Annotated in this window: 22 protein-coding genes; 13 read left to right on the top strand and 9 right to left on the bottom strand. The window is 71.1% G+C overall.

Annotated features, from left to right (window positions below; all coding sequences use genetic code 11):
• The first annotated feature begins 50 nt into the window (after positions 1–50).
• On the top strand, positions 51–527 hold the full coding sequence (locus EDD90_RS05880; RefSeq protein ID WP_123972078.1) for a DUF1003 domain-containing protein: 477 nt from the start codon (positions 51–53) through the stop codon (positions 525–527).
• Positions 528–827: 300 nt separating this feature from the next.
• A complete protein-coding gene (locus tag EDD90_RS05875; protein WP_123972077.1) occupies positions 828–1,010 on the top strand; it encodes a lysylphosphatidylglycerol synthase domain-containing protein in 183 nt (60 codons plus the stop codon).
• Between the two features lie 58 nt (positions 1,011–1,068).
• On the opposite strand, the gene EDD90_RS05870 is transcribed toward EDD90_RS05875, so the two are convergent.
• Both EDD90_RS05870 and EDD90_RS05865 read right to left on the bottom strand, forming a co-directional pair.
• Positions 1,069–1,506, bottom strand: coding sequence for an SRPBCC domain-containing protein (locus tag EDD90_RS05870; RefSeq protein ID WP_123972076.1), 438 nt, complete (start codon positions 1,504–1,506; stop codon positions 1,069–1,071).
• Entirely contained in the window at positions 1,503–1,817 is a 315-nt protein-coding gene (locus EDD90_RS05865) for a helix-turn-helix transcriptional regulator (protein WP_123972075.1), read from the bottom strand. The genes EDD90_RS05870 and EDD90_RS05865 overlap by 4 nt, the downstream gene beginning before the upstream one ends.
• A gap of 107 nt (positions 1,818–1,924) precedes the next feature.
• On the opposite strand from EDD90_RS05865, the gene EDD90_RS05860 reads away from it, so the two are divergent.
• Positions 1,925–2,494 carry a TIGR03086 family metal-binding protein gene (locus EDD90_RS05860; RefSeq protein WP_123972074.1) on the top strand — a complete coding sequence of 190 codons (570 nt, stop codon included), beginning with the start codon at positions 1,925–1,927 and terminating at the stop codon, positions 2,492–2,494.
• Positions 2,495–2,539: 45 nt separating this feature from the next.
• On the opposite strand, the gene EDD90_RS05855 is transcribed toward EDD90_RS05860, so the two are convergent.
• From EDD90_RS05855 to EDD90_RS05840, 4 genes are all read right to left on the bottom strand, one after another.
• Entirely contained in the window at positions 2,540–2,956 is a 417-nt protein-coding gene (locus EDD90_RS05855; protein WP_123972073.1) for a hypothetical protein, read from the bottom strand.
• A 75-nt stretch (positions 2,957–3,031) separates the two neighbouring features.
• Entirely contained in the window at positions 3,032–3,625 is a 594-nt protein-coding gene (locus EDD90_RS05850; RefSeq protein WP_123972072.1) for a DinB family protein, read from the bottom strand.
• Between the two features lie 169 nt (positions 3,626–3,794).
• Positions 3,795–6,176, bottom strand: a complete 2,382-nt coding sequence (locus tag EDD90_RS05845; RefSeq protein ID WP_123972071.1) for a Tex family protein — start codon at positions 6,174–6,176, stop codon at positions 3,795–3,797.
• Between the two features lie 648 nt (positions 6,177–6,824).
• The gene (locus EDD90_RS05840) at positions 6,825–7,694 is read right to left on the bottom strand and encodes an SCO6745 family protein (protein ID WP_123972070.1); all 870 of its coding nucleotides are present in this window, start codon (positions 7,692–7,694) and stop codon (positions 6,825–6,827) included.
• A 125-nt stretch (positions 7,695–7,819) separates the two neighbouring features.
• On the opposite strand from EDD90_RS05840, the gene EDD90_RS05835 reads away from it, so the two are divergent.
• Both EDD90_RS05835 and EDD90_RS05830 read left to right on the top strand, forming a co-directional pair.
• Positions 7,820–8,791 carry a GlxA family transcriptional regulator gene (locus EDD90_RS05835; protein ID WP_123972069.1) on the top strand — a complete coding sequence of 324 codons (972 nt, stop codon included), beginning with the start codon at positions 7,820–7,822 and terminating at the stop codon, positions 8,789–8,791.
• Positions 8,792–8,798: 7 nt separating this feature from the next.
• Positions 8,799–9,449: a DJ-1/PfpI family protein gene (locus EDD90_RS05830; protein ID WP_123972068.1), complete on the top strand. Its 651-nt coding sequence runs from the start codon at positions 8,799–8,801 to the stop codon at positions 9,447–9,449.
• On the opposite strand, the gene EDD90_RS05825 is transcribed toward EDD90_RS05830, so the two are convergent.
• Positions 9,421–10,176: an enoyl-CoA hydratase/isomerase family protein gene (locus EDD90_RS05825; protein WP_123972067.1), complete on the bottom strand. Its 756-nt coding sequence runs from the start codon at positions 10,174–10,176 to the stop codon at positions 9,421–9,423. The genes EDD90_RS05830 and EDD90_RS05825 overlap by 29 nt on opposite strands.
• Before the next feature lie 257 nt (positions 10,177–10,433).
• Here EDD90_RS05825 and EDD90_RS05820 point away from each other — a divergent pair, with 257 nt between their 5' ends.
• Positions 10,434–10,925, top strand: coding sequence for an ATP-binding protein (locus tag EDD90_RS05820; protein WP_123980938.1), 492 nt, complete (start codon positions 10,434–10,436; stop codon positions 10,923–10,925).
• A gap of 6 nt (positions 10,926–10,931) precedes the next feature.
• On the opposite strand, the gene idi is transcribed toward EDD90_RS05820, so the two are convergent.
• Positions 10,932–11,525: an isopentenyl-diphosphate Delta-isomerase gene (gene idi, locus EDD90_RS05815; RefSeq protein WP_123972066.1), complete on the bottom strand. Its 594-nt coding sequence runs from the start codon at positions 11,523–11,525 to the stop codon at positions 10,932–10,934.
• Between the two features lie 206 nt (positions 11,526–11,731).
• Positions 11,732–12,673, bottom strand: coding sequence for a cation diffusion facilitator family transporter (locus EDD90_RS05810; RefSeq protein ID WP_123972065.1), 942 nt, complete (start codon positions 12,671–12,673; stop codon positions 11,732–11,734).
• Positions 12,674–13,110: 437 nt separating this feature from the next.
• Here EDD90_RS05810 and EDD90_RS05805 point away from each other — a divergent pair, with 437 nt between their 5' ends.
• From EDD90_RS05805 to EDD90_RS05775, 7 genes are all read left to right on the top strand, one after another.
• Positions 13,111–14,877, top strand: a complete 1,767-nt coding sequence (locus tag EDD90_RS05805) for a DUF5941 domain-containing protein (RefSeq protein ID WP_123972064.1) — start codon at positions 13,111–13,113, stop codon at positions 14,875–14,877.
• Positions 14,874–15,626 carry a sugar phosphate nucleotidyltransferase gene (locus EDD90_RS05800; protein ID WP_123972063.1) on the top strand — a complete coding sequence of 251 codons (753 nt, stop codon included), beginning with the start codon at positions 14,874–14,876 and terminating at the stop codon, positions 15,624–15,626. Before EDD90_RS05805 ends, EDD90_RS05800 begins: the two co-directional genes overlap by 4 nt.
• Positions 15,614–16,675: an iron-containing alcohol dehydrogenase family protein gene (locus EDD90_RS05795; RefSeq protein ID WP_123972062.1), complete on the top strand. Its 1,062-nt coding sequence runs from the start codon at positions 15,614–15,616 to the stop codon at positions 16,673–16,675. The genes EDD90_RS05800 and EDD90_RS05795 overlap by 13 nt, the downstream gene beginning before the upstream one ends.
• Before the next feature lie 13 nt (positions 16,676–16,688).
• Positions 16,689–17,432, top strand: a complete 744-nt coding sequence (locus tag EDD90_RS05790) for a CDP-alcohol phosphatidyltransferase family protein (RefSeq protein WP_123972061.1) — start codon at positions 16,689–16,691, stop codon at positions 17,430–17,432.
• Positions 17,429–18,313: a glycosyltransferase family 2 protein gene (locus EDD90_RS05785; RefSeq protein ID WP_123972060.1), complete on the top strand. Its 885-nt coding sequence runs from the start codon at positions 17,429–17,431 to the stop codon at positions 18,311–18,313. Before EDD90_RS05790 ends, EDD90_RS05785 begins: the two co-directional genes overlap by 4 nt.
• 164 nt (positions 18,314–18,477) lie before the next feature.
• Positions 18,478–19,407 carry an ABC transporter permease gene (locus tag EDD90_RS05780; protein WP_123972059.1) on the top strand — a complete coding sequence of 310 codons (930 nt, stop codon included), beginning with the start codon at positions 18,478–18,480 and terminating at the stop codon, positions 19,405–19,407.
• A 22-nt stretch (positions 19,408–19,429) separates the two neighbouring features.
• Positions 19,430–20,209: an ABC transporter ATP-binding protein gene (locus tag EDD90_RS05775; protein ID WP_123980936.1), complete on the top strand. Its 780-nt coding sequence runs from the start codon at positions 19,430–19,432 to the stop codon at positions 20,207–20,209.
• The last annotated feature ends 339 nt before the right edge of the window (positions 20,210–20,548 follow it).

The following is a 20,548-nucleotide window of genomic DNA, read 5'->3' as shown; positions in this document are numbered from 1 at the left end:
CACCAGACGTACGCTGCGATCATCGTTGGACACCTGCCAGGAGAGTGGCCATGAGCACATCGCCGAAGCGGCCGACCCTTCGGATCGTGAACGAACAAGACGTCCTCGCACAGCTGCGCGGAACCCAGGACCGCATCGCGGACGCGATCACCGCCTTCTCCGGGACCATGACGTTCGTGTACCTGCACGCCCTGTGGTTCACGGTCTGGATCGTCTGCAACGAGGGCGTGTTCGGCCCGGGCGCGGTCTGGGACCCGTACCCCTTCGGACTGCTCACCATGATCGTCAGCCTGGAGGCGATCTTCCTGTCGACCTTCGTGATGGTCAGTCAGAACCGGCAGGCCGCCCGCGAGAACGTCCGCGCCGACCTGGACTTCGAGACCAATGTGCGCTCGGAGGTGTGGTCCATCCACATGGGCCGGGCCCTCGGCGTCGACCCCGTGGAGGTCGAGCGCCGCGTCCAGGAACTGCTCGCGGAGAACCGCGCCCGGATGAACGGCAGCCCCCAGCCTGCCAAGGAGACGTGATCCGCCTGCCGTACCTGCAACCGCTCGCCCTGATCGGCCCGGGCTCCGCCCGCCGCGAGGTCGCCCGCCACGACCAGGCCCGCACCCGGGAGGCCGCGGCGGGCACCCGGCGCCCCGCCCTGCGCCCCGGCGGCCGGCCGAACCTCATGCACGACCTCGCCGCCGAGGTGCGCACGGCCTGCGACGTACCGGCCGCCAAGCCGGCCCCGCTCGCCCGGTTCACCTGGAAGAGCTTCCTGGGCCTGGCGGGCGCCTTCCTGGTGCTCCACCTCGTGCTGCCGCAGCTCGCCAACGCCCCGGCTGCTCGCCAACGCGGCCCCGGTCCCCGGCGGGCTGGGCGCGCTCGAAGCGGGCCTCATCGCGGGCCTGACCGCGCTCGGCGTGCCGGCCGGCGCCGCCACCTCGGCGGTCCTGGTCTACCGGCTGCTCACGTTCTGGCTGAACGTGCCGCTGGGCGCGGCCGCCCTCGGCTTCGTACAGTGACGCGGCTACGTGTGACACCCCTGGGGCGGCGGCCTCAGCGATAGCGAGGGGCGGCGACTCACGTCCGGTCGTCGGGGCCGGGATCGCCGCCCGCCGCCACCGTGGCCAGCCGGTCCGTGTAGTGCGTCCAGCCCTCCCGGTGCGCGTCACATGCCTCCTGGGAGGGCAGGCCACGGTGGACGAGCCGCAGGAGGGTGCCCCCGTCGACCGGCTCCAGGGTGATCTCGACCGTGGTGGAACCGGGCGGCACGGGCATCTCGTCCGCCACCCAGCCCCAGGTGAACACCAGCCGCTTGGGCGGGTCGATCTCGACGAAGCGGCCCTCCGCGACGTGCTCGCCGGTGACCCTGGTGCGATAGGCGCCCCCGGGCTCGAAGCTGAACTCGCCGTCCTCACCCATCCAGGACAGCCACCTGTCCCGGTCGGTGAAGAAGGAGAACACCGTCTCCGGGCGGGCGGCGATGGTCCGCTCCACGGTGACCGCGTTGTCGTTCACGAGTCCGTCCCTTCCGCGCGCTCCGCCGCCTCCGCGAGTTCGGCCAGCGTGTCCAGCTTGGTCTCCCACATGGACTGCAGATAGGCGGCCAGCGGTCCCAGCGCCTCCCGGTCGGCCCGGTAGAACCGTTTCTTGCCGTCCTGCCGCAGGGTGACCAGGCCGGAGTCGCGCAACACCCTGAGGTGCTGCGACACCGCGCCGAACGTGACGTCGAACCGCTCGGCGATCTCACCGGCGGACAGCTCGGCGTCCCACACCAGCCGCAGGATCTCGCGCCGCCGGGGCTCGGCGACCACCCGTACCGCATCCATGAAAGTCATTTTAGTCGCCACTTGAATTTGCCTGTGTGCGTGAGTCATTTTAGTGTGGGCTAAAATGAAGGTCGGGTCGACGGCCTTCACCCGTTGAGGAGACAGACATGAACACCACCCAGTACGACGCCCTGAGGTCCGGCATCCGGGAGTGTGCCGACGCCGTCACCGCCACGGTCGCCGGGGTCCGCGAAGAACTGCTCAGGGAACCCACTCCCTGCGCGAAGTTCACCGTCGCCGACCTGGTCGACCACCTCAACAGCACGCTGCTGACCGCCGAACGGGCCGCCCGCAGGCAAGCCCCGTCCGACCATGCGCCGGCCGGGTCGCCGAGCGCCCTTGTCGACGCGTTGGGCCGGACCGCGGACGTCTGGTCGGACGCCGCCGTCTACGAGGGGACCGCACAGTTCGGCGAGTGGGAGATGCCGGCCGTCGTCGTGGCCTCGATCACCTTGCAGGAACTCGCCGTGCACGGCTGGGACCTGGCCCGCGCGACGGGCCTGCCGTTCTCGCTCGGCGAGGACACCGGGCGGCTCGTGCTCGACGCGGTCGAGCAGATCGCCGAACAGGTCCGGGGCAACGGCGGCTACGGCCCGCCCGTCGCGGTACCGGCTGACGCCCCGGCCTTCCAGCGGGCACTGGGCGTCAGCGGACGGGATCCGGAGTGGAACGGCTGACCGGCCGGGAACGCCGGCTCACGCGGTGACGGGGGATGCTGCGGGTCAGGCGGTGACATCGAAGGGGGTGACTTCCACTTCCTGGTCACACGGGGCGATGGTCTTCGCGGGTGCCAGGGCCGGCGGCCTGGAGTCACCGGGCACCCGTATGCCGACCCCGTAGCCCTCCGAGGCCACCAGGTCGCGCGCCGTGCAGTCGGGCGGGCCAGGTGCCGAGGTGGCGGTGCGAGACCGGGTGCCAGAGGGGATGGCCGACAGGCTCGAAGCCGGCGGCTCGGCGGCGGTGGTCCCGGCGGGGTGCCGGGCTGCGGAGGTCGGCGTTGCCGCACCGCTGGGCCGTGCGCTCGTCTCGTGGCCGGCCCGCGTATCGGGGACGGAATAGTGAACCCCCGCATCGCAGGCCACGGTTGCGGCCATCAGCAGCCCGGCCACCAGAACCTGAATCCCACCCCGTATGTGCATGACACGGACGCTACGCATGATCACGGCGGACGCACAGCTACGACGGTGAGCCGACAAGCCCGTTTCGTCTTCCGTTCACCTGTCGCCCCGCCCGGCCTCCTCGGCCGCCCGCTCCACCCGGTTCCGATGCTCCGCCCAGGCATTCGCGTCGCCGGGCGCCATGTTGATGCCGTCGGGCCGCTGACCTGTCACCCCGTCGACGAGCTCACGGACGATGTCGGCGTGACCGGCGTGCCGCTGGCTCTCGGCGACCATGTGCGTGAGGACGCGGTGGAGGGTGATCTCCTTCGGCGGGTCGACGGGCAGGTGGCCGACCGCGTCGAGGGGCAGGGCCGCGATCGTCTCGTCGGAGTGGGCGCAGGCCCGCCGGTACACGTCCACGATCGCCGCACGCGTCTCGTCGGCTCGCGCCCACAGGTCCCCGTTGGGTTCGGCGTCACCGGTGAACCACAACGCCGGCGCCTCGGCGAAGGGCCGCCCGAAGGCCGCCCCGAAGTACCAGGCCTCGGCACCGGCGAGATGCTTGACGAGGCCCAGCAGATTGGTACCCGTGGGAGTCAGGGGCCGGCGTATGTCGTACTCGGACAGCCCTTCCAGCTTCCACAGCAGGACGTCACGGGCGTCCTGGAGATAGGTCCGAAGGTCGGCCTTGAAGTCGGATGGCGTCATGGGCCCAGTCTCCGGACCGACGGATCTTGAGTCCACGGAAATCCGGGGTGCGGGACAACGCCGGGCCCGGCCAGGAACCCAGGGGCGCTGGGGGAGGAACTGCGCGACCAGCCACAACGGCCCTGCAGTTCCCCGCCACCTCACAACCCCACGGCTGCCGCCGAACCCGTCACCTCTTGCCGTTCTTCGGATCCAGCAGCCCCGCCCGGCGCAACGCGTCAGCCATCGCACTGTTGGCCGGCGCCGGCGCCGCCCCCTGACGAGAGCCCCCGCCCCCGCCCTGGCGCTGTTGCTGCCGCTGCTGAGGCGGACGTCCGCCGCCACCCCGCTGCGGTCGGCGCTCCCCGCCGGAGGCCGGCGCTTCCGCCTCGTCGTCCAGACGGAGCGTCAGCGAGATGCGCTTGCGCGGGATGTCGACGTCGAGGACCTTCACCTTCACGATGTCGCCGGGCTTCACCACATCCCGCGGATCCTTCACGAACGTCTTCGACAGCGCGGAGACATGCGCCAGACCGTCCTGGTGGACACCGACGTCGATGAACGCTCCGAAGGCCGCCACGTTCGTCACGACGCCCTCCAGCACCATCCCGGGGGCCAGGTCGGAGATCTTCTCGACGCCCTCCCTGAACGTGGCCGTCTTGAACGCCGGACGCGGGTCGCGGCCCGGCTTCTCCAGCTCCTTGAGGATGTCGCCGACGGTCGGCAGACCGAACGTCTCGTCCACGAACTCCGCCGGCCTCAGCGAGCGCAGCACGCCCGTGTTGCCGATGAGCGCGGCCACTTCCTGGCCCGACGTCTTCACCATCCGCCGTACGACGGGGTACGCCTCCGGGTGGACGCTCGACGCGTCCAGCGGGTCGTCACCGCCGCGGATGCGGAGGAAGCCCGCGCACTGCTCGTAGGCCTTGGGGCCGAGCCGTGCCACGTTCTTGAGCTGGCCGCGGGAGGTGAACGGGCCGTTGGCGTCGCGATGGGCCACGATGTTCTCGGCGAGGCCGGAGGTGATGCCGGAGACCCGTGCGAGCAGCGGCGCGGAGGCGGTGTTGACGTCCACCCCGACACCGTTCACACAGTCCTCGACCACCGCGTCCAGCGAACGCGACAGCTTCACCTCGGACAGGTCGTGCTGGTACTGGCCGACACCGATCGACTTGGGGTCGATCTTCACCAGCTCCGCGAGGGGGTCCTGGAGCCGGCGGGCGATCGACACGGCGCCGCGCAGCGACACGTCCATGTCGGGCAGTTCCTGGGAGGCGAAGGCGGAAGCCGAGTACACGGAGGCGCCGGCCTCGGACACCATCACCTTGGTGAGCTTCAACTCCGGGTGCTTGGTGATGAGTTCACCGGCGAGCTTGTCGGTCTCGCGGGACGCCGTGCCGTTGCCGATCGCGACCAGGTCGACCGCGTGCTCCTTGGCGAGGCGGGCGAGCTTGGCGATCGCCTCGTCCCACTTGTTCGCCGGGACGTGCGGGTAGATGACGTCGGTGGCGACGACCTTGCCGGTGGCGTCGACCACGGCGACCTTCACGCCCGTACGGAAACCGGGGTCCAGTCCCAGCGTGGCGCGGGTGCCGGCCGGGGCGGCGAGGAGCAGGTCGCGCAGGTTCGCCGCGAAGACGTTGACAGCCTCGTCCTCGGCGGCGGTGCGCAGCCGCAGCCGCAGGTCGATCCCGAGGTGGACGAGGATCCGGGTGCGCCAGGCCCAGCGGACCGTGTCCGAGAGCCACTTGTCGGCGGGGCGCCCGCGGTCGGTGATCGCGAACTTGTGGGCGACGATGCCCTCGAACGAGGACGGCCCCTCGGTCGCCTCCTCCGGCTCCAGGACCAGGTCGAGGACCTCCTCCTTCTCGCCGCGCAGCATCGCCAGGATGCGGTGCGAAGGGAGGTCGGTGAAGGGCTCGGCGAAGTCGAAGTAGTCGGCGAACTTGGCACCCGCCTCCTCCTTGCCGTCCCGCACCTTCGCGGCGAGCCGGCCGCGCACCCACATGCGCTCGCGCAGCTCACCGATCAGGTCGGCGTCCTCGGAGAACCGCTCGGTGAGGATCGCGCGGGCGCCGTCCAGGGCGGCCTGCGGATCGGCGACCCCCTTGTCGGCGTCGACGAAGGCGGCGGCCGCCGCCAGCGGCTCCACCCCCGGATCCCCGAGCAGCCCCTCGGCCAGCGGCTCCAGGCCGGCCTCCCGCGCGATCTGCGCCTTGGTCCGCCGCTTCGGCTTGTACGGCAGGTAGATGTCCTCGAGCCGCGCCTTGGTCTCGGCGCCCCGGATCTGCGCCTCCAACTCGGCGGTGAGCTTGCCCTGCTCGCGCACCGACTCCAGGATCGCCGACCGCCGCTCCTCCAGCTCCCGCAGATAGCGCAGCCGCTCCTCGAGAGTGCGCAGTTGCGCGTCGTCGAGCATCTCGGTCGCTTCCTTGCGGTAGCGGGCGATGAAGGGCACCGTCGAACCGCCGTCGAGCAGCTCCACGGCAGCCTTGACCTGCCGCTCCCGTACGCCGAGCTCCTCGGCGATCCTGCCTTCGATGGACCCTACTGAGGACCCGGGTGTCGTCACGATCCCGTACCGCCTTCTCCACTGAGGTTGCGCGGCAATTGTGGCAGGTGACACCGACAACCGGGCCGCAGGGCGCCATTCCCGCGACACGACCGCGGGGCTGCGGTGCTGTGTGCCCACGGGGATGCGACGGCACTTGGTCCCAGGTCCGCACCACTGTGCGACCCCAGACGTTCGGTGCCGCCCGCCCACGGCTCTTCGCTACTGCATCTCGCCCGCACCCGCCATTTCACGCCGGCCCGCGTCCGCCATGCCGCGTCCGCCATGCCGCGTGCGCCCGCGTCCGCCATGTCGCGTCGGTCATGCGGCGTGCACCCGCCTCCGCCATGTCGCGTCCGCCCGCCTCCGCCACGACGCAACGCCCCGCGTCGGCCATGCCGCAACGCCCCATGTCTGCCGCACCACGGCGGCGCAGGCTCGCCATGCCGCGGCCGTGCGCGCTGGCCCTGCCACGGCGGCCCGGGCTCGCCACGCCACGGCGATGCGTGGTCTCCGAGCCGTGCGCCCCTCGGAATCCGAATCTCTTTCGAATGCGCCTCTTCTGAATCCGCCGCGACGGCGCTCAGCCCCCACGGCCGTATCCGGCGGTGCCGAACCGGGCTCAGGCCGCCGTTCTGCGACACCGGCGGCCGGTCGTGGGCAGGCCCGTCAGCTCCTTCCGATCAGATCTGCCGGGAACGCGCCCGCCGCCACCACGGTCCCCGCGAAACCGGCCGCCAGCTCGGTCAGCCGCGCCACCCCGTCGGCTCCGAGGTGCTCGTACGGCGCCCGGTCCAGCCGGTCGGTCTCCGCCTCGATCTCCGCCCGCAGGGCCACCCCCGCCCCGGTCAGCTCGCCCGCCGCGTCGAGCAGGCCGCGCTCGCGCAGCCGCTGTACCGCCGCGTCCCAGTCGTCCTGGCTCCAGCCGCGCGTGGCGAACACCCACTTCGGGGCCATGCCCTTGCCGGTCGCCGTGTGCGTCACCACCGCCTCCAGCCCGTCGAGACCGGCCGCGAGCAGCGACGCGAGATGCCCGTCGCCGCGGTGCTCGCGCAGCAGCGTGCCCGCGTACCAGTAGGCGAGGTGCGGCTCCTCCGGCACCGGAAGGTCCGCGTGGGCCGAGTACAGCGGGCGGCCGGAGCGGGAGCAGGCCTCGGTGGCCCGCAGTGCGAGCCGTGCCGCCTCGGCCATCTCGCCCGAGGCGACCGTGTCCGCGCCGAGCAGCCGCCGCATCGACGCGTCCACGGCACGCGCGCGTGCGGCGAGGACGTCCTGCGGGGACGCGATCTCCCAGACGGCCGGCACATGCCGGGCCACCAGCTCGTGCTTGTAGTTGTAGAACGTCGCCGTCACCGTGCCGGCTCCGACCGGCCCCAATGCGGCGGCCCGCACCGCGAAGTTGGCGGCCCGCCGGTGCGTGATCCCCAGCGCACCGAGCTCCTCGCTCAGTTCGGGGCTGAAGTAGTGGGTCGCGTGCAGCGAGTTGAGCATGGTGTGGCAGCGGCGGGCGGCGCGCGGCTCCAGGGCGGCGGTAGTCATGGCGAGCAGGCTACTGACTGGTCGGTACGGACTCCAGCGCCCGGTCCGTCATGGCGGAGGTCATGGCAGAAAAGGTGGGGAGCTCGTCATTGTGGCCATCCCCACACGCGCCGACAATCGATGGCATGGCGCAGCGAACCGTCCTCGTCGTCCTCTTCGACGGCGTCCAGAGCCTCGACGTCACCGGCCCCGTGGAGGTCTTCACGGGCGCCGAGAAACACACCCCGGGCAGCTACCGCATCCGGACGGCCTCCCTGGACGGCGCCGCCGTGCGCACCTCCAGCGGGCTCACCGTCGTACCGGACGCGGCCCTGAGCGAGGAGGCGTCCGACCCGTACACGCTCCTGGTCCCCGGCGGACAGGGGACCCGGCGAGCCGACCCGGAGCTGGTGGAGTGGCTGCGCGCGCACGGGCCGCACGCCGGGCGGCTCGTCTCCGTCTGCACCGGAGCCATCCTGCTCGCCGCCGCCGGCCTGCTCGACGGCCACCGGGTGACCACCCACTGGGCGTACTGCGACAAGCTGGCCCGCGACCACCCGGCCGTCGACGTCGACCCCGACCCGATCTACGTCCGGGACGGCCATGTCTCCACCTCGGCCGGCGTCACCTCCGGCATCGACCTCTCCCTCGCCCTCGTCGAGGAGGACCTGGGCCGGGACGCCGCGCTCGCCGTCGCCCGGCACCTGGTGGTGTTCCTGCGGAGACCCGGCAACCAGGCTCAGTTCAGCGCTCAGCTCGCCGCGCAGACGGCACAGCGCGAGCCGCTCCGGGATGTCCAGCAGTGGATCACCGAGCACCCGGACGGCGACCTCGGCGTCGAGGCCCTGGCCGTCCGGGCCGCGCTCTCGCCCCGCCACTTCGCCCGCGCCTTCCAGGCCGAGACCGGGACGACCCCCGGCCGGTACGTCGACCGGGTCCGCCTCGAACACGCCCGCCGGCTCCTGGAGGACACCGGCGACGGCGTCGAGGAGGTCTCCCGCGCCAGCGGCTACGGCACCCCCGAGGCGATGCGCCGCGCCTTCCTCAAGGCCCTCGGGACGAGCCCCGCCGAGTACCGGCGCAGGTTCCGCCCGGCAAGAGTCGTTCAACCCGGTTAGGAGAGCCATGCAGCTCGCGATCGTCCTCTTCGACCGTTTCACCGCCCTCGACGCCGTGGGGCCGTACGAGACCCTGGGGCGGCTCCCGGACTCCGAGGTCGTCTTCGTCGCCGAGCGGGCCGGCCCGGTCCGTACCGACAGAGGAACCCTCGCCCTGGTCGCCGACCGGACCCTGGCCGAGGTGCCGAGCCCCGACGTCGTGGTCGTCCCCGGCGGCCCCGGCCAGACCCCGCAGATGGAGAACACGGCGCTTCTGGACTGGATCCGCGCCGCCGACGCCACCAGCACCTGGACGACGTCCGTGTGCACCGGGTCCCTGCTGCTCGCCGCCGCGGGCCTGCTCAAAGGGCGCCGCGCGACCTCGCACTGGCTGGCCCTCGACGAACTGCGGAAGTACGGCGTCGAGGCGACGGGGGAGCGGGTGGTGACCGACGGCAAGTACGTCACCGCGGCCGGCGTCTCCTCCGGTATCGACATGGGGCTCACCCTGCTCGGCCGGATCTCCTCGGACGCCGTCGCCCAGACCGTGCAGCTCGGGATCGAGTACGACCCGCAGCCGCCCTACGACGCGGGGGCGCCGGAGAAGGCGCCCGCCGAGGTCGTCGAGCTGCTCCGCTCGAGGAGCCGGTTCATCCTCGGCCGGGGAGAGACCACGTGAACCGCGCCTGACGGCGCTCCAGGAAGGCGGCGACGCCCTCGGCGGTGTCGCCGCTGCCGTGCGCCTGCTCCGTCCAGTGGTCGTCCCGGTCGGTGCGGCCGTTCGCGAACTCCTTCGCGGCGGCCTGCGTCAGCTGCGAGCGTGCCACCAGGGTCGCGGTGAACTCGGCCACCCGCCCGTCCAGGTCGCCCTCGGGCAGCACCTCGTCGACCAGACCGGTGCGCAGCGCCCGCTCCGCGTCGATCAGCTCGGCGGAGAAGAGCAGGTACTTGGTGGTCGCCGGACCGACGAGGGAGACCAGGCGGCGGGTGGAGGAAGCCGGATACACGATGCCGAGCCTGGCCGGTGTCACCCCGAACAGCGCGCCCTCCTGCGCGAACCGCAGATCGCAGGCCGCGGCGAGCTGTGAGCCGCCGCCGACGCAGTGACCGCGCACCGCCGCGAGGGTCGGCTTGGGGAACGCGGCGAGGGCCTCCTCGGCGGCGACCGCGAGGCCCTGTGCGTCGGCGGGGGAGCCCTGGAGGGTGGAGATGTCGGCGCCGGCGCAGAAGGTGCCGCCTTCGCCGGTCAGCACGAGGGCCCGCACGGCGGGGTCGGCCGACAGATCGTCGAGGAGGGGCGGGAGGGCCCGCCACATCGCCGCGGTCATCGCGTTGCGTTTGGCCGGGTTGCTGATGACTACGGTGGCAACGGCGTCTTTGACCTGGTGGTCGAGGCGGGGCTCCATGTGCGGGATCGTATCGACGCCCGCGCTGCGGGGCCGCCACCGCGTCCCCGGGAAAGTTCTCATACCCGTACAACCCGAATAGTTCGCGAAGTCGGCATGGACGGGGGCAGGATGCGTCCCTCAACTGACGTTGTCATACGCCAATGGTCAGAACCGCTCGATAGTTGCTGACTTCTGGTCAGTCATCCGGTGCGGAGCCGGTCGTTACCAACACTCGACGTGTGGTGACAATCGAGCGCGAGGGTGGCGACCGGACGATGGAGAACCACGGGCGTGGGCACGACCCGCGTCCAGAGGCGGGCGGCGCGCCGCCGGATCCGCTGCCGTACGAAGGAGTCTGGCGGTTCACCGCCGCCGCCGTGGATGCCTCGGTCCCGCAGGCGCGCCGCGCCGTACGGGACCTGCTCCAGCGCCAGGGTGTCCCGGTCTCGGAGGACCTGGTGTACGGGCTGTTGCTGATCGTCTCCGAACTGGTCACCAACGCGGTCAAGCACGCGGCGCTGCTGTCGCCGATGCTCGCCGTGGAGGTCGCCGTCGGCGCCGAGTGGGTGCGGGTGTCGGTGGAGGACAACCACCCCTACCGCCCGACCGCCCTGGAGGCCGACCACGCGCAGCTCGGCGGCCGGGGGCTGCTGCTGGTCCGGGAGGTGGCCCGGGAGGCGGGCGGAGTCGTGGACGTGGAGCACACGTCGAGCGGCGGCAAGGTGATCTGGGCCGCCCTGCCGCTCAAACCCGCGGCGCTGCCGTGAGCTGACTCACCAGCCCGCGGACGGGCCAGTCAGCTCCCTGACCGCCGGGCGGGCCGCGTCCAGCACGGTCATGAACCAGGACGAGAAGGTGTCCCGGGCGTGCCGCTCGGTCAGCTCGGCGGCCGTCACGAAGGCGGTCGCCTCGACCTCGTCCGCGTCGGGTGCGAGGGGCGCCTGCACCATGCCGACGAACAGGTGGTTGAACTCCTGCTCGACCAGGCCGGAGGCCGGGTCCGGGTGGTTGTAGCGCACCGTGCCCGCCTCGGCGAGCAGCGACGGGGAGACCCCCAGCTCCTCGAAGGTGCGGCGGGCCGCCGCCGCGAAGGGGGCCTCGCCGGGGTAGGGGTGGCCGCAGCAGGTGTTGGACCACACACCGGGGGAGTGGTACTTGCCCAGCGCCCGCTGCTGGAGCAGCAGTCTGCCCTGTTCGTCGAAGAGGAAGACGGAGAACGCCCGGTGCAGCTGCCCGGGTGGCTGATGGGCGGCCAGCTTCTCCGCGGTGCCGATGGTCACACCCTTCTCGTCGACGAGTTCAAGCAAAATCGCGTCTGCGGTGCCCTCCGACGTGCTCTGCGTCGCGGTGGCAGGTGTGATCGGCATACCCATCCTTCGCCTCGGTCTTCGCACCCCAAGTCTGCCGTACGAATCCGACACTCCCGGCACTTCCCGGCACGGGCACGCCGGAAGGGGGGACCCGGTAGTTGATCGTGCCCTACGGGTGCGGCCGGGAACCGTCCGGGGGCCTCGAACACAAGGACGCCGGGGGAGTCCGGACCGATGCGTTCCAGGCCAGGGACGGGGCGCGGTCAGTGGCAGAGCCGGGCCTCGTGCTCCGCGTGGCCGCTCGGCTCCAGCTGGAAGGTGCAGTGCTCCACGTCGAAGTGATGCCCCAGGCAGCCCTGCAGCTCGTGCAGCATCTTCTCGTGGCCGATGGCGTTCAGCACGTCCGAGCGGACCACCACGTGCGCCGACAGCACCGGCATCCCCGAGGTGATCGTCCAGGCGTGCAGATCGTGCACGTCCTGGACGCCGTCCAGCGCCAGGATGTGCGTCCGCACCTCCGCCATGTCGACGTCCTTGGGCGCCGACTCCAGCAGGACGTCCAGGGTCTCCCGCAGCAGCTTCAGCGTCCTCGGCACGATCATCAGGCCGATGACCAGCGAGGCGATCGGGTCGGCCGCCTGCCAGCCGGTGGTCAGGATCACCGTGGCCGAGATCAGCACGGCCAGCGAGCCCAGCGCATCGGCCGCCACCTCCAGGAAGGCGGCGCGCACGTTCAGGCTCTCCGCCTGGCCGCGCACCAGCAGCGTGAGCGAGATCATGTTGGCGACCAGACCGATCAGACCGAACACGATCATCAGGCCGCCCCGGGTGTCCGCGGGCGTGAGGAACCGCTGGATCGCCTCGTAGAGCACATAGCCGCCGACCACGAGCAGCAGCATGCAGTTGGCCAGGGCGGCCAGGATCTCGGCGCGGGCGAAGCCGAAGGTGCGGTTGGTGCTCGCCGGCCGGTTGGCGAAGTGGATCGCCAGCAGGGCCATGCCGAGGCCCAGCGCGTCCGTCGCCATGTGGGCCGCGTCCGCGATCAGCGCCAGCGAGTCGGCCAGCAGCCCGCCGGTGATCTCGACCACCATCACCCCGAGGGTGATGGCGAGCGCCACCCGGAGCCGCCCGCGGTACGCCAGCGCGGCCGTGCCGGTGGGCGGCGCGTGGCTGTGCGTGTGGCCGTGGTCGTGCCCTGCCCCCATGAGATACGCCTCCTGTGTTCCGCCCGGGATCACAGTGAACTACGGGTGGGGGGTATCCGGCAACGCGGCACTGAACACCGTTGTCATGTGCCTTGACCTGCGGAAACGAAGCCCAGGTCAGGGCAGCCTCAGTTACCCCGTGTGAGTGAGGGTGCATCCCGGGTGGTCGGCTCGCACCCGTCGTGCGCCGACGCCCCGTGTCCCCGATGTCCGCTCTGTGGATGCGGGTTTGTGGGGCGGGGCCCGGATCACGGATGATGATCTCGGCAAAGGCCAAGGCAGGGTGGGTCGACCGTGCCGTAAACGGCCGGTGAACAAGCAATCCTCACCATCCGCTAACCTCTGCCGAATGCCGCCCGGGGGCCACCAGGCACATCGCGCCCCATCACGCAGGAGAAACCGGCGCCCGTGCGCCGCACCCAGGGAGTGAGTTTCGGTTGTCGACCGCCATCGTCACCGGTCAGCCGGTCCCCGGATCGCCACTGGAGAGCGATCTGCGGGCGCTCGGCTTCGAGGTGCTCACGGCCTTCGACGCCGCCGACACCGGGAACCTCCTCGCGGCGGTGCCCGCCGACCGGCGGGTGGCCGTCGTCGACGCCCGCTTCGTCGGCCATCTGCACGCCCTGCGCCTCGGTCTGACCGACCCGCGCTTCCCGCTCGCCGCGATCCCGGGCGCCGTCACCGCCCAGCCGGCCGGCCGCCAGGCCCTGAGCCGGGCGCTGGCCCGGGAGGCCTCCGCCGGCGGCGGCACCGACCTCGCGGTCGACGGCCTCGTCACCGCCCTGGACGCCGACGTCCACCGCCCCGAGCTGGGCAGCCTCGTCGCCGCCGTGCCCGCCGACCCGCAGGCCCGCAACGAGGCGCGGCAGGCCGTCGCGGCCGTCGACGACGAGGCCGTGCGCCTGAAGTCCGCAGTGAAGTCCCGTGACGGGTTCTTCACCACCTTCTTCATCAGCCCGTACTCGCGCTACATCGCCCGCTGGTGCGCCCGGCGCGGACTGACCCCCAACCAGGTCACCACCGCCTCCCTGCTCACCGCCCTGATCGCGGCGAGCTGCGCGGCCACCGGCACCCGCGCCGGGTTCGTCGCCGCCGGCGTGCTGCTGATCTGCTCGTTCGTCCTGGACTGCACGGACGGCCAGCTCGCCCGCTACTCCCTGCAGTACTCCACGCTCGGCGCCTGGCTGGACGCCACCTTCGACCGGGCCAAGGAGTACGCCTACTACGCCGGCCTCGCCCTCGGCGCGGCCCGCGGCGGCGACGACGTATGGGCCCTCGCTCTCGGCGCGATGATCCTGCAGACCTGCCGGCACGTGGTCGACTTCTCCTTCAACGAGGCCAACCACGACGCCACCGCCAACACCAGCCCCACCGCCGCCCTCTCCGACAAGCTCGACAGCGTCGGCTGGACGGTCTGGGTGCGCCGGATGATAGTGCTGCCCATCGGCGAACGGTGGGCACTCATAGCCGTCCTCACGGCGGCCACCACTCCGCGGATCACCTTCTACGTGCTGCTGATCGGCTGTGCCTTCGCCGCGACGTACACCACGGCCGGGCGGGTCCTGCGGTCCCTGACCCGCAAGGCGAGGCGCACCGACCGGGCGGCGCAGGCGCTGGCGGACCTGGCCGACAACGGCCCCCTCGCGGGATTCGTGTCCCGCACCAGGCGCGCCCCGCTCGGCTCCCCGCTCCTGCTGGCGCTCGCCGGAGTGGCGGTTCTCACCGTCTCCCTCTTCTCCGGGGTGACCTGGGCGCCGGTCGCGGGCGCATTCCTCTACGCCGTCGCCTCCGGCCGGGCCCTCGCCGCCCCGCTCAAGGGCGCCCTCGACTGGCTGGTCCCGCCCCTCTTCCGAGCCGCCGAGTACGGCACCGTCCTCGTCCTCGCAAGCAAAGCCGGGGTAAACGGAGCCCTTCCTGCGGCTTTCGGCCTGGTGGCCGCCGTCGCCTACCATCACTACGACACGGTGTACCGCATCCGCGGCAACGCCGGGGCGCCGCCCGCCTGGCTGGTACGTGCCATCGGGGGGCAGGAAGGGCGGACGCTGGTCGTCACCGTCCTGGCCGCGCTGCTCACCGCCGCGCAGTTCAAGGCCGCGCTCACGGTCCTCGCCGTGGCCGTGGCCGGGCTGGTGCTCGTCGAGAGCATCCGCTTCTGGGTGTCCGCAGGGGCGCCCGCCGTACACGACGAAGGAGAACCCGCATGATCGGCCTCGTGCTGGCGGCCGGCGCCGGACGGCGTCTGCGCCCCTACACCGACAGCCTGCCCAAGGCGCTGGTGCCGGTGGGGCCCGCCGGTATAGAGGACTCGATCACCGTTCTCGACCTGACCCTCGGCAACTTCGCCGAGATCGGCCTGACCGAGGTCGCGATCATCGTCGGCTACCGCAAGGAGGCCGTCTACGAACGCCAGGCGGCCCTGGAGGCCAAGTACGGCCTCAAGCTCACCCTCATCGACAACGACAAGGCCGAGGAGTGGAACAACGCCTACTCCCTGTGGTGCGGCCGTGACGCCCTCAAGGACGGCGTGATCCTCGCCAACGGCGACACCGTGCACCCGGTCTCCGTCGAGAAGACGCTGCTCGCCGCGCGCGGCGACGGCAAGAAGATCATTCTCGCGCTCGACACCGTGAAGTCCCTGGCCGACGAGGAGATGAAGGTCGTCGTCGACCCCGCCAAGGGCATGACGAAGATCACCAAGCTGATGGACCCCGCCGAGGCCACCGGCGAGTACATCGGCGTCACCCTCATCGAGGGCGACGCGGCCCCCGAACTCGCCGACGCGCTGAAGACGGTCTGGGAGACCGACCCGCAGCAGTTCTACGAGCACGGCTACCAGGAGCTGGTCAACCGCGGCTTCCGGATCGACGTCGCGCCGATCGGCGACCTCCGGTGGGTCGAGATCGACAACCACGACGATCTCGCCAGGGGACGGGAGATCGCGTGCCAGTACTGACCCGGCTGATCCCCTCGCCGGTCGTCGTGGACATCCGCCCGGGTGCCCTCGACGACCTCGCGAGCGTGCTCGCCGACGAACGCATCTCGCACTCGGGCCGGCTCGCCGTCGCCGTCAGCGGCGGCTCCGGCTCGAAGCTGCGCGAGCGTGTCTCGCCGAGCCTGCCCGGCGCCACCTGGTACGAGGTCGGCGGCGGCACCCTCGACGACGCGATCCGGCTGGCCGGTGACATCAAGGCCGGTCACTACGACGCGGTGGTCGGCCTCGGCGGCGGCAAGATCATCGACTGTGCGAAGTTCGCCGCCGCACGGGTCGGCCTGCCGCTGGTCGCGGTACCGACGAACCTCGCCCACGACGGCCTGTGCTCGCCGGTCGCCACCCTCGACAACGACGCGGGCCGCGGCTCCTACGGCGTGCCGAACCCGATCGCGGTCGTGATCGACCTCGACGTGATCCGGGAGGCCCCGGCGCGCTTCGTGCGCTCCGGCATCGGTGACGCCGTCTCCAACATCTCGGCGATCGCGGACTGGGAGCTGTCCCACCGCGTCAACGGCGAGAAGATCGACGGTCTGGCGGCCGCCATGGCCCGGCAGGCCGGCGAGGCGGTACTGCGCCACCCCGGCGGCATCGGCGACAACGACTTCCTCCAGGTCCTCGCCGAGGCCCTGGTGCTCAGCGGTATCGCCATGTCGGTGTCGGGCGACTCCCGCCCGTCCTCCGGCGCCTGCCACGAGATCAACCACGCCTTCGACCTGCTGTTCCCGAGGCGTGCCGCCAGCCATGGCGAGCAGTGCGGGCTCGGCGCGGCCTTCGCGATGTATCTGCGCGGAGCCCACGAGGAGTCCGCGTTCATGGCCGATGTGCTGCGCCGGCACGGACTGCCGGTGCTGCCGGAGGAGATCGGCTTCACCGTGGACGAGTTCGTCCGGGTCGTCGAGTTCGCCCCGGAGACCCGGCCCGGCCGCTACACCATCCTCGAACACCTCGAACTCAAGACCCACCAGATCAAGGACCTCTACGTCGACTATGTCAAGGCCATCGGTAGCTGAACTCCGTCCGGTCGTGCACCCCGCTGGGGTCAAGGACCGGCGCAGCGGTGAGCACTGGATGGGACGCCTCTACATGCGTGAGGTGTCCCTGCGGGTAGACCGCTACCTGGTGAACACCAGGGTCACGCCCAACCAGCTCACGTACCTGATGACCGTGTTCGGCGTACTCGCCTGCCCGGCCCTGATGGTGCCGGGCGTCTGGGGCGCCGTCCTCGGCGTGGTGTGCGTCCAGATGTACCTGCTGCTGGACTGCGTCGACGGCGAGGTGGCCCGCTGGAAGCAGCAGTACTCGCTGGGCGGGGTCTACCTCGACCGGGTCGGCGCCTACCTGACCGACGCGGCCGTCCTGGTCGGGCTCGGGCTGCGCGCCGCCGACCTGTTCGGCAGCGGCCGTATCGACTGGCTGTGGGCCTTCCTCGGCACCCTGGCCGCGCTCGGCGCGATCCTGATCAAGGCCGAGACCGACCTGGTCGGCGTCGCCCGCCACCAGGCCGGGCTGCCCGTGGTCAAGGAGGCCGCCGCCGAGATGCGGTCCTCCGGGATGGCGCTGGCCCGCCGGGCCGCCGCCGCGTTCAAGTTCCACCGGCTGATCCTCGGCATCGAGGCCTCGCTGCTGATCCTGGCCCTCGCCGTCGCCGACCACTTCCACGGCGACCTCTTCTGGACCAGGCTCGGCACCGCGGTGCTCGCCGGCATCGCGCTGCTGCAGACCCTGCTGCACCTGGTCTCCGTCCTCGCGTCGAGCAGGCTGCGGTGAGCGCCGGGCTGAAGGTCGGCGCGGTCGTCATCACCATGGGCAACCGCCCCGATGAGCTGCGCGCCCTCCTCGACTCGGTCGCCAAGCAGGACGGCGAGCGGGTCGAGGTGGTCGTCGTCGGCAACGGCTCGCCCGTCCCGGACGTCCCCGAGGGCGTCCGCACCCTGGAGCTGCCCGAGAACCTCGGGATCCCCGGCGGCCGCAACGTCGGCATAGAGGCATTCGGCCCCAGCGGCCGCGATGTCGACATATTGCTCTTCCTCGACGACGACGGTCTGCTCCCCGAGCACGACACCGCCGAGCTGTGCCGCGCGGCCTTCGCCACCGACCCGCAGCTCGGCATCATCAGCTTCCGCATCGCCGACCCGGACACCGGCGAGACCCAGCGCCGGCACGTGCCGAGGCTGCGGGCCTCCGACCCGATGCGCTCCTCCCGGGTCACCACCTTCCTCGGCGGTGCCAACGCCGTCCGCACCCAGGTCCTCGCCGAGGTCGGCGGCCTGCCGGACGAGTTCTTCTACGCCCATGAGGAGACCGACCTGGCCTGGCGCGCACTCGACGCCGGCTGGATGATCGACTACCGCTCCGACATGGTTCTGTTCCACCCCACGACCGCCCCTTCCCGGCACGCGGTCTACCACCGGATGGTCGCCCGCAACCGGGTCTGGCTGGCCCGCCGCAACCTGCCCGCCCCCCTGGTCCCCGTCTACCTCGGGGTGTGGATGCTGCTGACCCTGGTCCGGCGCCCCTCCCGGCCGGCCCTGCACGCCTGGTTCGCCGGCTTCCGTGAGGGCTGGACCACCCCGTGCGGACCCCGCCGCCCCATGCGCTGGCGGACCGTGTGGAAGCTCACGCGACTGGGCCGTCCCCCCGTGATCTGACAGGCTCGAAGGTGTCCGGCCGCGCGCGAAGGCGCGCGGCGACCCCCCGAAAACGTATCCCCCGGCGGATACGTGTCGCGCCCTGTAGCACAATTCCGTAAGACGATCGCAAGACCAACGTAAGACGAATCCGAAGACGGATCCGAGGACGAAGGCTTCCATCCTTGAGTGAGACAACGCATGACGGCGGTATCGCGCTGAGCGCGGTGCCGTCGCCCGACGAGGGCCTCACGGCGGCGCAGCTCGCCGCCAGGTACGGGCTCGCGGTGAGCGGCGCCCGGCCCTCGCTCGTCGAGTACGTACGCCAGCTCTGGGGGCGGCGCCACTTCATCCTGGCCTTCTCCCAGGCGAAGCTCACCGCCCAGTACAGCCAGGCCAAGCTCGGCCAGCTGTGGCAGGTGGCCACACCGCTGCTGAACGCGGCCGTGTACTACTTCATCTTCGGTGTCATCCTGCACGCCAGCCGCGGCATGTCCCAGGACGTCTACATCCCGTTCCTGGTCACCGGCGTCTTCACCTTCACCTTCACGCAGAGCTCGATCATGACGGGCGTCCGCGCGATCTCCGGAAACCTCGGTTTGGTGCGCGCGCTGCACTTCCCGCGCGCCTCGCTGCCGATCTCCTTCGCGCTCCAGCAGCTCCAGCAGCTGCTGTTCTCGATGATCGTCATGATCGCCGTGGTGGTCGGCTTCGGCAGCCGTCCGGGCCTGTCCTGGGTGCTGGTCGTCCCGATCCTGTTCCTGCTGTTCCTGTTCAACACCGGGCTGGCCCTGATCGTGGCCCGGATGGGCGCCAAGACGCCGGACCTCGCCCAGCTGCTGCCGTTCATCCTGCGCACCTGGATGTACATGTCCGGCGTGATGTTCTCGATCACCAAGATGATGGAGGGCCGGCCGGAGTGGGCCCGTCTGCTGCTGCAGGTGAACCCCGCCACCGTCTACATGGACCTGATGCGCTACGCGCTGATCGACGGCTACGGCGCCTCGAACCTTCCGCCGCACGTCTGGGCCGTCGCCCTCGCCTGGGCCCTGGTGATCTTCGTCGGCGGTTTCGTGTACTTCTGGAAGGCCGAGGAGCGGTACGGCCGTGGCTGAGCAGACCATAGGGGAGCAGACGATGGGAGAGCAGTCCATGGGGGAGCGCATCCCCACCGTCATCGCGGAGGACGTGCACATCGTCTACCGCGTCAACGGCGCCAAGACCGGCAAGGGCAGCGCGACCTCCGCCCTCAGCCGGATCGTCAGGCGCGGCGACGAGCGCGGCATCCGCAAGGTGCACGCGGTCCGGGGTGTCTCCTTCGTCGCCTACCGCGGCGAGGCCATCGGCCTGATCGGTTCCAACGGCTCCGGCAAGTCCACCCTGCTGCGCGCCATCGCCGGCCTGCTCCCCGCCGAGAAGGGCAGGGTCTACACCAACGGCCAGCCCTCGCTGCTCGGCGTCAACGCGGCCCTGATGAACGACCTCACCGGCGAGAAGAACGTCATCCTGGGCGGTCTCGCCATGGGGATGTCCCGCGAGCAGATCAAGGCCCGCTACCAGCAGATCGTCGACTTCTCCGGGATCAACGAGAAGGGCGACTTCATCACCCTGCCCATGCGCACCTACTCCTCCGGCATGGGCGCCCGGCTCCGCTTCTCCATCGCCGCCGCCAAGGACCATGACGTCCTCATGATCGACGAGGCGCTGGCCACCGGTGACGCGGCCTTCCGCAGGCGCTCCGAGGCCCGTATCCGCGAACTGCGCGAGCACGCGGGCACGGTGTTCCTGGTCAGCCACAACAACAACTCGATCCGCGACACCTGCGAACGCGTGCTGTGGCTGGAGCGCGGCGAACTGCGCATGGACGGCCCGACCGAAGAGGTGCTCAAGGAGTACGAGAAGTTCACGGGGAAGTAGCTCGCGCGTTCACGGGCGAGCAGCCGTTATTGTCCGGGGTCCCGCCGCAACTTTTTCGGCGGGACCCCGCGTCTGCAAAGGAAACGTCAACTCCGCCTCGCCTTAGGAATCTTGACGCCAATCGGTGTGTTGTTGTGATCTGCGGGACACCCCGACGAACCTCGATGCGTTGTACAACGTAAGCTGTACCGGTCCCGGAAAGCGGCAAGTGGGGCGATAATGCGCGACACCCTCTGCCGGGCCGCCCCGTGGATTGCAGGGCGGCGTGTCCGAAATAGTGTGTATTGGGTCGGCAGTGTAGAACGGGAGATGTGACGGCAATGGCTACGGAAACTCCCC

This window comes from Streptomyces sp. Ag109_O5-1 (genome assembly GCF_003814875.1).
GTDB lineage: Bacteria > Actinomycetota > Actinomycetes > Streptomycetales > Streptomycetaceae > Streptomyces > Streptomyces sasae.
The sequence above is the reverse complement of the archived record's forward strand: the minus strand, read 5'-3'. Positions and strand labels throughout refer to the sequence as shown.

What these genes read in the sequence shown, in the direction of transcription:
- EDD90_RS05865 (WP_123972075.1), bottom strand. Translation starts at nt 1,817, where the DNA reads ATGGATGCGGTACGGGTGGTCGCCGAGCCCCGGCGGCGCGAGATCCTG.
- EDD90_RS05825 (WP_123972067.1), bottom strand. Translation starts at nt 10,176, where the DNA reads ATGGAGCCCCGCCTCGACCACCAGGTCAAAGACGCCGTTGCCACCGTA.
- EDD90_RS05880 (WP_123972078.1), top strand. Translation starts at nt 51, where the DNA reads ATGAGCACATCGCCGAAGCGGCCGACCCTTCGGATCGTGAACGAACAA.
- EDD90_RS05855 (WP_123972073.1), bottom strand. Translation starts at nt 2,956, where the DNA reads ATGCACATACGGGGTGGGATTCAGGTTCTGGTGGCCGGGCTGCTGATG.
- EDD90_RS05860 (WP_123972074.1), top strand. Translation starts at nt 1,925, where the DNA reads ATGAACACCACCCAGTACGACGCCCTGAGGTCCGGCATCCGGGAGTGT.
- EDD90_RS05835 (WP_123972069.1), top strand. Translation starts at nt 7,820, where the DNA reads ATGGCGCAGCGAACCGTCCTCGTCGTCCTCTTCGACGGCGTCCAGAGC.
- EDD90_RS05775 (WP_123980936.1), top strand. Translation starts at nt 19,430, where the DNA reads ATGGGAGAGCAGTCCATGGGGGAGCGCATCCCCACCGTCATCGCGGAG.
- idi (WP_123972066.1), bottom strand. Translation starts at nt 11,525, where the DNA reads ATGCCGATCACACCTGCCACCGCGACGCAGAGCACGTCGGAGGGCACC.
- EDD90_RS05830 (WP_123972068.1), top strand. Translation starts at nt 8,799, where the DNA reads ATGCAGCTCGCGATCGTCCTCTTCGACCGTTTCACCGCCCTCGACGCC.
- EDD90_RS05820 (WP_123980938.1), top strand. Translation starts at nt 10,434, where the DNA reads ATGGAGAACCACGGGCGTGGGCACGACCCGCGTCCAGAGGCGGGCGGC.
- EDD90_RS05800 (WP_123972063.1), top strand. Translation starts at nt 14,874, where the DNA reads ATGATCGGCCTCGTGCTGGCGGCCGGCGCCGGACGGCGTCTGCGCCCC.
- EDD90_RS05850 (WP_123972072.1), bottom strand. Translation starts at nt 3,625, where the DNA reads ATGACGCCATCCGACTTCAAGGCCGACCTTCGGACCTATCTCCAGGAC.
- EDD90_RS05840 (WP_123972070.1), bottom strand. Translation starts at nt 7,694, where the DNA reads ATGACTACCGCCGCCCTGGAGCCGCGCGCCGCCCGCCGCTGCCACACC.
- EDD90_RS05810 (WP_123972065.1), bottom strand. Translation starts at nt 12,673, where the DNA reads ATGGGGGCAGGGCACGACCACGGCCACACGCACAGCCACGCGCCGCCC.